Annotated in this window: 9 protein-coding genes, 2 tRNA genes, 3 rRNA genes and 1 pseudogene; all 15 read left to right on the top strand. The window is 53.6% G+C overall.

What is annotated here, in order from left to right; translation table 11 throughout:
- Positions 1-20 precede the first annotated feature (20 nt).
- The 15 genes and pseudogenes from ACVX3G_RS02660 to yabA all read left to right on the top strand — a co-directional run bounded on the left by ACVX3G_RS02660 (position 21) and on the right by yabA (position 12,343).
- The gene (locus tag ACVX3G_RS02660; protein WP_020279743.1) at positions 21-344 is read left to right on the top strand and encodes a YbaB/EbfC family nucleoid-associated protein; all 324 of its coding nucleotides are present in this window, start codon (positions 21-23) and stop codon (positions 342-344) included.
- 8 nt (positions 345-352) lie between these two features.
- Positions 353-949, top strand: a complete 597-nt coding sequence (gene recR, locus ACVX3G_RS02655) for a recombination mediator RecR (protein WP_011229535.1) — start codon at positions 353-355, stop codon at positions 947-949.
- 23 nt (positions 950-972) lie between these two features.
- Positions 973-1,197 carry a YaaL family protein gene (locus ACVX3G_RS02650; RefSeq protein WP_012820427.1) on the top strand — a complete coding sequence of 75 codons (225 nt, stop codon included), beginning with the start codon at positions 973-975 and terminating at the stop codon, positions 1,195-1,197.
- A 78-nt stretch (positions 1,198-1,275) separates the two neighbouring features.
- Positions 1,276-1,539: a pro-sigmaK processing inhibitor BofA family protein gene (locus tag ACVX3G_RS02645; RefSeq protein WP_011229537.1), complete on the top strand. Its 264-nt coding sequence runs from the start codon at positions 1,276-1,278 to the stop codon at positions 1,537-1,539.
- A 246-nt stretch (positions 1,540-1,785) separates the two neighbouring features.
- Positions 1,786-3,343 (top strand): 16S ribosomal RNA (locus tag ACVX3G_RS02640).
- A 221-nt stretch (positions 3,344-3,564) separates the two neighbouring features.
- Positions 3,565-3,638, top strand: a tRNA-Ile gene (locus ACVX3G_RS02635).
- Positions 3,639-3,644: 6 nt separating this feature from the next.
- Positions 3,645-3,720: transfer RNA gene (locus ACVX3G_RS02630), tRNA-Ala, on the top strand.
- Between the two features lie 424 nt (positions 3,721-4,144).
- Positions 4,145-7,074, top strand: a 23S ribosomal RNA gene (locus ACVX3G_RS02625).
- Between the two features lie 237 nt (positions 7,075-7,311).
- Positions 7,312-7,428: ribosomal RNA gene (gene rrf, locus ACVX3G_RS02620) — 5S ribosomal RNA — on the top strand.
- The 16S, 23S and 5S rRNA genes sit together here with 2 tRNA genes alongside, the layout of an rRNA operon.
- Before the next feature lie 152 nt (positions 7,429-7,580).
- Positions 7,581-7,788, top strand: a pseudogene (locus ACVX3G_RS02615) (sigma factor G inhibitor Gin).
- Positions 7,789-7,958: 170 nt separating this feature from the next.
- Positions 7,959-9,392 (top strand): aminotransferase class I/II-fold pyridoxal phosphate-dependent enzyme, encoded by a 1,434-nt coding sequence (locus ACVX3G_RS02610; protein ID WP_025039043.1) that lies wholly within the window; start codon positions 7,959-7,961, stop codon positions 9,390-9,392.
- A gap of 26 nt (positions 9,393-9,418) precedes the next feature.
- Positions 9,419-10,051, top strand: a complete 633-nt coding sequence (gene tmk / locus ACVX3G_RS02605; RefSeq protein WP_014194560.1) for a dTMP kinase — start codon at positions 9,419-9,421, stop codon at positions 10,049-10,051.
- A gap of 79 nt (positions 10,052-10,130) precedes the next feature.
- Positions 10,131-11,123, top strand: a complete 993-nt coding sequence (gene holB / locus ACVX3G_RS02600; RefSeq protein WP_014194561.1) for a DNA polymerase III subunit delta' — start codon at positions 10,131-10,133, stop codon at positions 11,121-11,123.
- A gap of 14 nt (positions 11,124-11,137) precedes the next feature.
- The gene (locus ACVX3G_RS02595; protein WP_012820432.1) at positions 11,138-11,965 is read left to right on the top strand and encodes a PSP1 domain-containing protein; all 828 of its coding nucleotides are present in this window, start codon (positions 11,138-11,140) and stop codon (positions 11,963-11,965) included.
- A gap of 15 nt (positions 11,966-11,980) precedes the next feature.
- Complete coding sequence (gene yabA / locus ACVX3G_RS02590) at positions 11,981-12,343, top strand: DNA replication initiation control protein YabA (protein WP_011229543.1); 363 nt, start codon at positions 11,981-11,983, stop codon at positions 12,341-12,343.
- The last annotated feature ends 9 nt before the right edge of the window (positions 12,344-12,352 follow it).

The raw sequence follows: 12,352 nt of genomic DNA, 5'->3' as shown, positions 1-12,352 counted from the left end.
TAAAGGAGGATGCCAAGATGATGCGTGGCGGAATGGGCAATATGCAAAAAATGTTAAAACAAATGCAAAAAATGCAAAAAGAAATGCAAAAAGCGCAGGAAGAGTTGGCGGAAAAAACGGTGGAAGGCACGGCGGGCGGAGGCATGGTGACCGTTGTCGCTAACGGTCATAAACAAATTTTGGAAGTAAAAATTAAAGAGGAAGTCGTCGACCCAGACGATATTGAAATGCTGCAAGATTTGATTTTGGCAGCGACAAACGATGCGTTGAAAAAAGCGGATGAGTTGGCTAATGAAATGATGGGGCAGTTTACGAAAGGACTTAACATTCCAGGGTTGTTCTAGGGGGGCGTATGCATTATCCAGAACCGCTATCGAAGTTGATTGACAGTTTTATGAAACTGCCCGGCATCGGCCCGAAAACGGCTGCCCGCCTTGCATTTCATGTGCTGGCGATGAAAGAAGACACCGTGCTTGAGTTTGCCAAAGCGCTCGTTGATGTCAAGCGGCATATTCATTATTGCACGATTTGCGGACATATTACAGATACAGACCCTTGCTATATCTGCAAAGACGAGCGGCGCGACCGGACGACGATTTGCGTTGTTCAGGATCCGAAAGATGTCATCGCCATGGAGAGGATGAAAGAATACAATGGCCTGTACCACGTGTTGCACGGGGCCATCTCGCCGATGGAAGGCATCGGACCGGAAGATATTAAAATCGCCGAGCTGCTCACGCGATTGCAGGATGAGACGGTCCAAGAGGTGATTTTAGCGACCGACCCGAACATCGAGGGAGAGGCAACGGCGATGTACATCTCCCGCCTGTTGAAGCCGACAGGAATCAAAGTCACCCGCATCGCCCATGGCTTGCCGGTCGGCGGCGACTTGGAGTATGCGGACGAAGTGACGTTATCAAAGGCGTTGGAAGGGCGCCGTGAGCTATAGAGAGAAAGAAGGTGGGGATCGGTTTGTTATGGCGGCGAAAGGGGAAACTAAAGAGACAATTTGATGAGAAGTTAATGGCTGAACTACAAAAGGCTAGAACTGAATGGCTTGAGCAGAAACAACTCATCGAAAAAAGCGTCGATCCGTCTCCGGAGGTGCTGAGCGCATTGCAACTCGCTGAGGCCAAATATTTTTTCCTCCTCCGCGAAGCGAAGCACCGCCGCATCACACTTAAGGAAGTGCGTTAACTTCCTTATTTTTTTGTTCTTTTTTCCCCTGTTTCTCATACGTTGGTAGTACAAGCGTGCAAAAAGGGGGTTCAAACGTTGGAGCCGAAAGTCGTCATTACCGTGTTGCTAGCGCTTATCGCCGTTTTGCTTATCGTCGGCGCCCGTCTCAAAGCGCTTCGCCTGATCGGCTACGCTGCTATCCGCCTGATCGTTGGGGCGCTCGCGCTGTTTGTCATCAACGCCATCGGCGGGCATTTTAACATCCATATTCCGATTAACCTCGTCACCTCAATCGTTTGCGGATTTCTTGGCCTCCCTGGAGCGGCAGCGTTAATCGTGATTGACCGATATATTTTGTAGGCATCATTATTCAAGATGCCTTTTATTTTTTTGTTTAAAAGTTATTGACTTTTATATGATAATGCATTATATTAACTAATGTCGCTGTTCATGAAAGATATGTTGACAGCAAATTAAATGATATGTATAATGATAAAAGTGTGCAAGATAAACAAGTTCCTTGAAAACTAAACAAAACGCAAGCGTCATAAGAAAAGCGGAGGCCGCTTTGGCCGAAGCTGGACAATCCGAAAAGCCAATCAACTTTCTTTGGAGAGTTTGATCCTGGCTCAGGACGAACGCTGGCGGCGTGCCTAATACATGCAAGTCGAGCGGGCCAAATCGGAGCTTGCTCTGGTTTGGTCAGCGGCGGACGGGTGAGTAACACGTGGGCAACCTGCCCGCAAGACCGGGATAACTCCGGGAAACCGGAGCTAATACCGGATAACACCGAAGACCGCATGGTCTTTGGTTGAAAGGCGGCCTTTGGCTGTCACTTGCGGATGGGCCCGCGGCGCATTAGCTAGTTGGTGAGGTAACGGCTCACCAAGGCGACGATGCGTAGCCGGCCTGAGAGGGTGACCGGCCACACTGGGACTGAGACACGGCCCAGACTCCTACGGGAGGCAGCAGTAGGGAATCTTCCGCAATGGGCGAAAGCCTGACGGAGCGACGCCGCGTGAGCGAAGAAGGCCTTCGGGTCGTAAAGCTCTGTTGTGAGGGACGAAGGAGCGCCGTTCGAAGAGGGCGGCGCGGTGACGGTACCTCACGAGGAAGCCCCGGCTAACTACGTGCCAGCAGCCGCGGTAATACGTAGGGGGCGAGCGTTGTCCGGAATTATTGGGCGTAAAGCGCGCGCAGGCGGTTCCTTAAGTCTGATGTGAAAGCCCACGGCTCAACCGTGGAGGGTCATTGGAAACTGGGGGACTTGAGTGCAGGAGAGGAGAGCGGAATTCCACGTGTAGCGGTGAAATGCGTAGAGATGTGGAGGAACACCAGTGGCGAAGGCGGCTCTCTGGCCTGCAACTGACGCTGAGGCGCGAAAGCGTGGGGAGCAAACAGGATTAGATACCCTGGTAGTCCACGCCGTAAACGATGAGTGCTAAGTGTTAGAGGGGTCACACCCTTTAGTGCTGCAGCTAACGCGATAAGCACTCCGCCTGGGGAGTACGGCCGCAAGGCTGAAACTCAAAGGAATTGACGGGGGCCCGCACAAGCGGTGGAGCATGTGGTTTAATTCGAAGCAACGCGAAGAACCTTACCAGGTCTTGACATCCCCTGACAACCCAAGAGATTGGGCGTTCCCCCTTCGGGGGGACAGGGTGACAGGTGGTGCATGGTTGTCGTCAGCTCGTGTCGTGAGATGTTGGGTTAAGTCCCGCAACGAGCGCAACCCTCGCCTCTAGTTGCCAGCACGAAGGTGGGCACTCTAGAGGGACTGCCGGCGACAAGTCGGAGGAAGGTGGGGATGACGTCAAATCATCATGCCCCTTATGACCTGGGCTACACACGTGCTACAATGGGCGGTACAAAGGGCTGCGAACCCGCGAGGGGGAGCGAATCCCAAAAAGCCGCTCTCAGTTCGGATTGCAGGCTGCAACTCGCCTGCATGAAGCCGGAATCGCTAGTAATCGCGGATCAGCATGCCGCGGTGAATACGTTCCCGGGCCTTGTACACACCGCCCGTCACACCACGAGAGCTTGCAACACCCGAAGTCGGTGCGGTAACCCTTACGGGAGCCAGCCGCCGAAGGTGGGGCAAGTGATTGGGGTGAAGTCGTAACAAGGTAGCCGTACCGGAAGGTGCGGCTGGATCACCTCCTTTCTAAGGATGTTATTGACAAAATCGAATGGTTTGATTATAATGACGCTTGCTGTTTTGTTTGGTTTTGAGGGAATTGGTTATTCTCTCGGTTGTTTTGCGCCTGCGTCTGCGAGTGATTCAGCGGAGCTGGATTCCTCGGCGCAAGGCCGCAAAGAAGCTGACTCAAGGCAGCAGCCTTGTTTCGTTTTGAGGGAACTGATCGTTCCTTGCAATGTGTATATGGGCCTATAGCTCAGCTGGTCAGAGCGCACGCCTGATAAGCGTGAGGTCGGTGGTTCAAGTCCACTTAGGCCCATTGGATGGGGCCTTAGCTCAGCTGGGAGAGCGCCTGCTTTGCAAGCAGGAGGTCATCGGTTCGATCCCGATAGGCTCCACCATATCAAGGTAAGAGGTTTCAACGTAGTTGCTTTGCGTCTGCGTCTACAAGCGGATTCGGAGAAGCTGAATTCCTCGACGCAAACCAGCGAAGAAGCGAATTCAAAGGAGTTGCTTTGCGTCTGTGCCTGCGTCTTCTAGCAGATTCGAGGAAGTGGGATTCCTCGATGCAAGACTGCAGAGAAGCAAATTCAAGAAGCAGTCTCGTTCCTTGAAAACTAGATAACCGGAAAAGCGGAGGCTCGTAATTTCGCCTAAAGGCAGCCCGCGTCCTGCGGGCAACGGCGAAATATCGCCATCGTGGCGATCGCGATGGGCAAATGTTCTTCGCCTGGAGGGATTTACAATCCCGAAGGCGAAGGTTATTTGACCCCGAGCGGCGGCGAGCCGAAGCTAGACAGTAAGGAAGAAGCCGAGAGCGCAATAGGTTAAGCTGGAAAGGGCGCACGGTGGATGCCTTGGCACTAGGAGCCGATGAAGGACGGGGCAAACGCCGAAACGCTTCGGGGAGCTGTAAGCAAGCGTTGATCCGGAGATGTCCGAATGGGGGAACCCACTGTCCGTAATGGGGCAGTATCCATGCCTGAATCCATAGGGCATGGAGGGCACACCCGGGGAACTGAAACATCTTAGTACCCGGAGGAGAAGAAAGCAACCGCGATTCCCTGAGTAGCGGCGAGCGAAACGGGAACAGCCCAAACCAAGAGGCATGTCCTCTTGGGGTTGTAGGACCGCTCACGATGGGAGTGAGAAAGGGACGGGGTAGACGAACCGGTCTGGAACGGCCGGCCAGAGAAGGTGAGAGCCCTGTAGTCGAAACTTCGTTCCCTCCCGAGCGGATCCTGAGTACGGCGGGACACGAGGAATCCCGTCGGAAGCAGGGAGGACCATCTCCCAAGGCTAAATACTCCCTAGTGACCGATAGTGCACCAGTACCGTGAGGGAAAGGTGAAAAGCACCCCGGGAGGGGAGTGAAAGAGAACCTGAAACCGTGTGCCTACAAGTAGTCAGAGCCCGTTGATGGGTGATGGCGTGCCTTTTGTAGAATGAACCGGCGAGTGACGATGGCGTGCGAGGTTAAGCCGAAGAGGCGGAGCCGCAGCGAAAGCGAGTCTGAACAGGGCGTGTGAGTACGTCGTCGTCGACCCGAAACCAGGTGATCTACCCATGTCCAGGGTGAAGGCCGGGTAACACCGGCTGGAGGCCCGAACCCACGCACGTTGAAAAGTGCGGGGATGAGGTGTGGGTAGGGGTGAAATGCCAATCGAACTTGGAGATAGCTGGTTCTCCCCGAAATAGCTTTAGGGCTAGCCTCGGGTTTGAGAGTCTTGGAGGTAGAGCACTGATTGGGCTAGGGGCCCAAAACGGGTTACCGAACCCAGTCAAACTCCGAATGCCAACGACTTATGCCCGGGAGTCAGACCGCGAGTGATAAGATCCGTGGTCGAGAGGGGAACAGCCCAGACCGCCAGCTAAGGCCCCGAAGTGCACGTTCAGTGGAAAAGGATGTGGAGTTGCCGAGACAACCAGGATGTTGGCTTAGAAGCAGCCACCATTTAAAGAGTGCGTAATAGCTCACTGGTCGAGTGACTCTGCGCCGAAAATGTACCGGGGCTAAACGTGCCGCCGAAGCTGCGGGATGACCGTTGGTCATCGGTAGGGGAGCGTTCTAAGGGCAGAGAAGCCAGACCGGAAGGACTGGTGGAGCGCTTAGAAGTGAGAATGCCGGTATGAGTAGCGAAAACAGAGGTGAGAATCCTCTGCGCCGAAAGCCTAAGGGTTCCTGAGGAAGGTTCGTCCGCTCAGGGTTAGTCGGGACCTAAGCCGAGGCCGAAAGGCGTAGGTGATGGACAACAGGTTGAGATTCCTGTACCACCTTCTTCCCGTTTGAGCGATGGGGGGACGCAGGAGGATAGGGCGAGCAGGCGGCTGGAAGAGCCTGTCCAAGCCGTGAGGCTGATCCGCAGGCAAATCCGCGGATCATAAGGCCAAGCGGTGACGGCGACGGATTGATCCGGAAGTCCCCGATTTCACACTGCCAAGAAAAGCCTCTAGCGAGGGAAGAGGTGCCCGTACCGCAAACCGACACAGGTAGGCGAGGAGAGAATCCTAAGGCGCGCGGGAGAACTCTCGTTAAGGAACTCGGCAAAATGACCCCGTAACTTCGGGAGAAGGGGTGCTCTTTGGGGTGAAGAGCCCTGAAGAGCCGCAGTGAAAAGGCCCAAGCGACTGTTTATCAAAAACACAGGTCTCTGCGAAGCCGAAAGGCGACGTATAGGGGCTGACACCTGCCCGGTGCTGGAAGGTTAAGGGGAGCGCTTAGCGGAAGCGAAGGTGCGAACCGAAGCCCCAGTAAACGGCGGCCGTAACTATAACGGTCCTAAGGTAGCGAAATTCCTTGTCGGGTAAGTTCCGACCCGCACGAAAGGTGTAACGACTTGGGCGCTGTCTCAACGAGAGACCCGGTGAAATTATACTACCTGTGAAGATGCAGGTTACCCGCGACAGGACGGAAAGACCCCGTGGAGCTTTACTGCAGCCTGATATGGAATTTTGGTATCGCTTGTACAGGATAGGTGGGAGCCTGGGAAGCCGGAGCGCCAGCTTCGGTGGAGGCGACGGTGGGATACCACCCTGGCGGTATTGAAATTCTAACCCGCACCCCTTAGCGGGGTGGGAGACAGTGTCAGGTGGGCAGTTTGACTGGGGCGGTCGCCTCCCAAAAGGTAACGGAGGCGCCCAAAGGTTCCCTCAGAATGGTTGGAAATCATTCGGAGAGTGCAAAGGCACAAGGGAGCTTGACTGCGAGACGGACAGGTCGAGCAGGGACGAAAGTCGGGCTTAGTGATCCGGTGGTTCCGCATGGAAGGGCCATCGCTCAACGGATAAAAGCTACCCCGGGGATAACAGGCTGATCTCCCCCAAGAGTCCACATCGACGGGGAGGTTTGGCACCTCGATGTCGGCTCATCGCATCCTGGGGCTGTAGTCGGTCCCAAGGGTTGGGCTGTTCGCCCATTAAAGCGGTACGCGAGCTGGGTTCAGAACGTCGTGAGACAGTTCGGTCCCTATCCGTCGCGGGCGGAGGAAATTTGAGAGGAGCTGTCCTTAGTACGAGAGGACCGGGATGGACGCACCGCTGGTGTACCAGTTGTCCCGCCAGGGGCACCGCTGGGTAGCTATGTGCGGACGGGATAAGCGCTGAAAGCATCTAAGCGTGAAGCCCCCCTCAAGATGAGATTTCCCACCGCGCAAAGCGGGTAAGATCCCTCGAAGATGACGAGGTCGATAGGTCCGAGGTGGAAGCGTGGCGACACGTGGAGCTGACGGATACTAATCGATCGAGGGCTTAACCAAGAAAAGCGCAGGCGAGCGGGTCGCCGCGACGGGCAAATGTTCTTCGCCTGCAGGGATTTCCGATCCCGAAGGCGAAGGTTATTTGACCCCGAGCGGCGGCGAGCCGGAGCTGGACAATGCGAAAAGCGCAGGCGAGCGGCTTCTTCCAACGGTTATCTAGTTTTGAGGGAATGAACATCCTGTTGACAAATCCAACAGGATGGATATAATAATTACTGTCCAAGATGATCATCATTGCCTAGTGGCTATGGCGGAGGGGAAACACCCGTTCCCATCCCGAACACGGAAGTTAAGCCCTCCAGCGCCGATGGTAGTTGGGGCCAGCGCCCCTGCAAGAGTAGGTCGCTGCTAGGCAATAAACGAGCAGCCAGTTGCATTGGTGCAATTGGCTGTTTTCGTTTTTTGAGGAAAAAACGATAAGGACCCGCTCAATGTCTCTCTTCCTTTCATCTACTAGTATAGAATGTTAGCAATGTGGGAAACATAGAGGATGGGAGGTGGAGAGCGTGAGGACATCAATAGCAGACCGGAATCAACGCGAACATGTATGCATCGTTTGTGAACAGGAAAAAAAAGGAAGGGATTTTCCTTTTTGGCCATTTTCTTTGTTTGGACTGCAACCGGGCGATTGTGCAAACGAATACGGACGACCCGAACTACTCGTTTTATGTGCGGCAGCTGCGCAAAATGTTTACATCGAAAATTCACTCGTAATCAGGTCCTGCATTTGGGCCTGTTTTTATTTGCGATTGACGCGACTCGTGCGTTTTTTCGGGCGTTTGTGATACTATATGTTTGATGTTTCTCCTGCATATCCCATGCATTTCGGCAGTCTGCCCGGATGATGGCCGTTCTGGGACAGACAGCAAGGAAAGAGGATGATGATGGATCAAACGAAAACTCCTTTATATGACGCTCTCGTGCACCATTGGGCGCGCCGCCCGGTTTCGTTTCACGTGCCGGGACATAAATACGGCGCTTTGTTTTCGAAACGAGGGAGAGATATGTTTGCGCCGCTGTTGGCGTTGGATGCGACGGAAATTTCCGGCTTGGATGACTTGCATCATCCTGAGTCGGTGATTGCCGAGGCGCAGGCGCTGGCGGCGGAGCTGTATGGCGTTAGGGAGACGTTTTTCCTTGTGAACGGTTCGACGGCAGGGAATTTGGCAATGATCGCCGCCGTGTGTGATGGAAAGAGGAAGAAAGTGATTGTACAACGCAATTGCCATAAATCGGTGATGCATGCATTGCAACTCATGGAAGCCACTCCTGTTCTACTTGCTCCCGAGTTTGATCGTGATGTGTGTGTCGCTTCGCACATTCGTCCTAAAGCGGTCAAAGAGGCGTTGGCGCTTCATGATGATGTTGCTGCGGTTGTATTGACGAACCCAAATTATTATGGAATGGCCGCCGATTTGACAGAAATCGTCCGTCTAGTTCATGAACATGGCATTCCGGTGCTGGTTGATGAGGCGCATGGCGCCCATTTCGTTGTCGGCCCCCCTTTTCCGACATCGGCGCTTCGCTATGGCGCCGATGTTGTCGTGCAGTCGGCGCATAAAACGTTGCCGGCGATGACGATGGGAGCGTTTTTGCATGTAAACAGCGAGCGGGTTGATCTTGAGCGGTTGAAATATTTTTTGCAGTTGTTTCAGTCAAGCAGCCCGTCTTACCCGATTATGGCGTCGCTCGATTTGGCGCGGAGTTATGTCGCCCAGCTTTCAAAAAGCGATGCGGCGGCGATCGTGGCAGAAATTGAGAAGTTTAAAGCAGCCTTGGCCGATATTGACGGGGTGGCAGTCGTTTGTTCCCGCCATTTTGGCGTACAGACCGACCCGCTGAAAGTAACGGTGCAGACGCGCTGTTCCTTGACCGGGTATGAACTGCAACGTTGGCTTGAGCGCGAAGGGGTGTTTGTCGAGCTTGCTGATCGAATGAACGTGCTTTTCGTTTGCCCGCTGGCGGTAACCGGGCGGCTTCAGGAAGCAGCGGAGAAAATCAAACGAGCGTGGCGCGATTTGCCAGATGGCGAGGCGCCGGTGTGTGACGCTTCGCCTTTTCTCGGACCGCTTCTATCGGTTTTAGTCCCGTATAATGAACTGCGCCATTTGCGGACAAAAGCTGTGGCGCTCGAGGAAGCTGAAGGACATATAGCGGCGGAAACGGTCATTCCATATCCGCCTGGGGTGCCGCTCGTGTGGGTCGGAGAACGGATCGGCCGCGGCCATATTGAACAGATCCGCCAGCTTCTTTGTCAGCGGGCGCACATACAAGGCGGAAGCCGGCTGAAAGATGGTCAGCTGGTTGTATACGAATAGGAAGGATGGAAAGGATGCCGCGAGTGATGAACGGATGCTTTTTTTCGTTTGAAGGACCGGAAGGAGCCGGCAAAACGACGATGATCAGCAAATTGGAGTCGTTGTTGCGTGAGCGGGGGATTGACGTCGTGGCGACGAGGGAACCGGGCGGGGTGCGCATTGCCGAGGCGATTCGCTCAATCATTTTAAACCGTGATTATACGGAAATGGACGGGCGGACGGAGGCGCTTTTGTATGCGGCGGCGCGCCGGCAGCATTTGCTTGAGAAAATCGTGCCGGCGCTTGAGGCTGGGTGCGTCGTCCTTTGCGACCGGTTTGTTGACAGTTCCCTCGCCTACCAGGGATTTGCCCGCGGGCTTGGCATTGAGGAAGTATGGAAAATTAATGAGTTCGCTATTGATGGGTATATGCCGTCGCTGACGATTTATTTTGATATCGATCCGCAAATTGGGCTTGAACGAATCCGACGAAACCGCAGCCGGGAAGTGAATCGGCTTGACCTTGAAACGTTGTCTTTTCATGAGAAGGTGCGAGAAGGGTATCGGGAACTCGCCAGACGGTTTGCCGACCGCATTGTCGTCATCGACGCGAACCGCCCGCTTGATGATGTATTCGCTGAAACAACGGCCGCGGTGCTTTCCCGTTTGAAAGGAAGATGACAGCGCCATTTCCATGAATCCGACCGTGATGATTCCTAGTGGACATGATAGAATAGAAATAAGAAATCAAGGAAGAGTGATGGCGATGCGATGGGAACAGCTAGCGAAACGCCAGCCGGTGGTGGCGAAAATGCTGCAAAGCGGCTTGGAAAAAGGGCGGATTTCTCATGCGTACTTGTTTGAGGGGCAGCGGGGGACGGGCAAAAAAGCGGCCAGTTTGTTGTTGGCGAAACGTTTGTTTTGTCTGTCCCCAATCGGAGTTTCCCCGTGTCTGGAGTGCCGCAACTGCCGGCGCATCGACTCCGGCAACCACCCTGACGTCCGGGTGATCAGCCCAGACGGAGGATCAATCAAAAAGGAACAAATCGAATGGCTGCAGCAAGAGTTCTCGAAAACAGCGGTCGAGTCGGATAAAAAAATGTACATCGTTGAGCACGCCGATCAAATGACGACAAGCGCTGCCAACAGCCTTCTGAAATTTTTGGAAGAGCCGCATCCGGGGACGGTGGCGGTATTGCTGACTGAGCAATACCACCGCCTGCTAGGGACGATCGTTTCCCGCTGTCAAGTGCTTTCGTTCCGGCCGTTGCCGCCGGCAGAGCTCGCTCAGGGACTTGTCGAGGAGCACGTGCCGTTGCCGTTGGCGCTGTTGGCTGCCCATTTGACAAACAGCTTCGAGGAAGCACTGGCGCTTGCCCAAGATAGTTGGTTTGCCGAGGCGCGAACATTAGTGCTACAATGGTATGAGATGCTGGGCAAGCCGGAGCTGCAGCTTTTGTTTTTCATCCACGACCGCTTGTTTCCGCATTTTTTGGAAAACCATCAGCTTGACCTTGGACTTGATTTGCTTTTATATTTATACCGCGATTTATTGCATATTCAAGCCGGGCAGATGGACGGCGTGTTATACCGCGATCAGCTGGGCCGCCTGCAACGATGGGCGCTTGCTTGCCCGCAGCGGCGGATTTTGGCTGGCATGGAAGCGATTTTACAAGCGAAAACGCGTTTAAATACAACAAATATGAGCACAGCGTTGCTTGTTGAGCAGCTCGTTCTTCAATTAAAGCGGTAAAGGAGGGAGAGCCGTTGTATACGGTAGTCGGCGTCCGTTTTAAAAAAGCAGGGAAAATTTATTATTTTGACCCTGGCGATGCCGTTATTCCCGTCGGCGAATTCGTCATTGTCGAGACGGTCCGAGGCATTGAGTACGGAAAAGTCGTCATCGCCAATAAACAAGTCGACGAAAACGACATCGTGTTGCCGCTCAAAAAAGTGATCCGCGTGGCGAATGAGAAAGATAAATGGATTGTAGAAGAAAACAAAAAGGCGGCGCGCGAGGCGTATGACATTTGCTTGCGCAAAGTGGAGGAGCACGGGCTGGAAATGAAGCTCGTCGATGTGGAATATACGTTTGACCGCAATAAAGTGATCTTTTATTTCACTGCCGATGGGCGCGTCGATTTCCGCGAGCTTGTGAAAGACTTAGCGTCGATTTTCCGCACGCGCATCGAGCTGCGGCAAATCGGGGTGCGCGATGAGGCGAAAATGCTTGGCGGCATCGGGCCGTGCGGCCGCATGCTTTGCTGTTCGACGTTTTTAGGCGATTTTGAACCGGTGTCGATCAAAATGGCGAAAGATCAAAACTTGTCGCTCAATCCAACGAAAATTTCCGGGCTGTGCGGCCGGCTGATGTGTTGCCTGAAATATGAAAACGAAGAGTATGAGACGGCGAAAGAACAACTCCCGGATTTAGGGGAATATGTCGAAACACCGCACGGCTTCGGCAAAGTCGTCGGCTTGAACATTTTAGAGCGGGTGCTGCAAATCGAGCTTCCAGAATTCGGACGGGTCGTCGAATATACACTCGATGAGCTGATGAAAAACGGGACGTTGTCCATTCGCGTCGCGGATTAATTTGGGGTGGGGCCAGTGGAAAAAGTAGATAAAAAAGAAGTGTTTCGATCAGTGGCCAATATGGAAGAGCAACTTAGTTATTTTTACCGCGAGCTGGTGCAGCTGAAACAGCGCGTAACGGAGCTGTTAGAAGAGAATCACCAGCTGCAAATCGAAAATGCTCATTTGCGCCGTCGGCTTGAACAATTGTCAGAAGCATGGGAAGAAGGCAAACGAAAAGGGGACAAACATGGCAAAAAACTCATCGACATTGGCGAAGGGTATGACAATTTAGCCCGCCTTTACCAAGAAGGGTTTCATATTTGTCACATCCATTACGGAAGCATTCGCACCGAGGGCGATTGTTTGTTTTGCTTGTCGTTTTTGAACAAAAACTAAAGGCAGCGC

It is taken from the genome of Geobacillus sp. PLS 41 (genome assembly GCF_056494105.1).
The sequence above is the reverse complement of the archived record's forward strand: the minus strand, read 5'-3'. Positions and strand labels throughout refer to the sequence as shown.

What these genes read in the sequence shown, in the direction of transcription:
- recR (WP_011229535.1), top strand. Translation starts at nt 353, where the DNA reads ATGCATTATCCAGAACCGCTATCGAAGTTGATTGACAGTTTTATGAAA.
- ACVX3G_RS02610 (WP_025039043.1), top strand. Translation starts at nt 7,959, where the DNA reads ATGGATCAAACGAAAACTCCTTTATATGACGCTCTCGTGCACCATTGG.
- holB (WP_014194561.1), top strand. Translation starts at nt 10,131, where the DNA reads ATGGCGATGCGATGGGAACAGCTAGCGAAACGCCAGCCGGTGGTGGCG.
- tmk (WP_014194560.1), top strand. Translation starts at nt 9,419, where the DNA reads ATGAACGGATGCTTTTTTTCGTTTGAAGGACCGGAAGGAGCCGGCAAA.
- ACVX3G_RS02660 (WP_020279743.1), top strand. Translation starts at nt 21, where the DNA reads ATGCGTGGCGGAATGGGCAATATGCAAAAAATGTTAAAACAAATGCAA.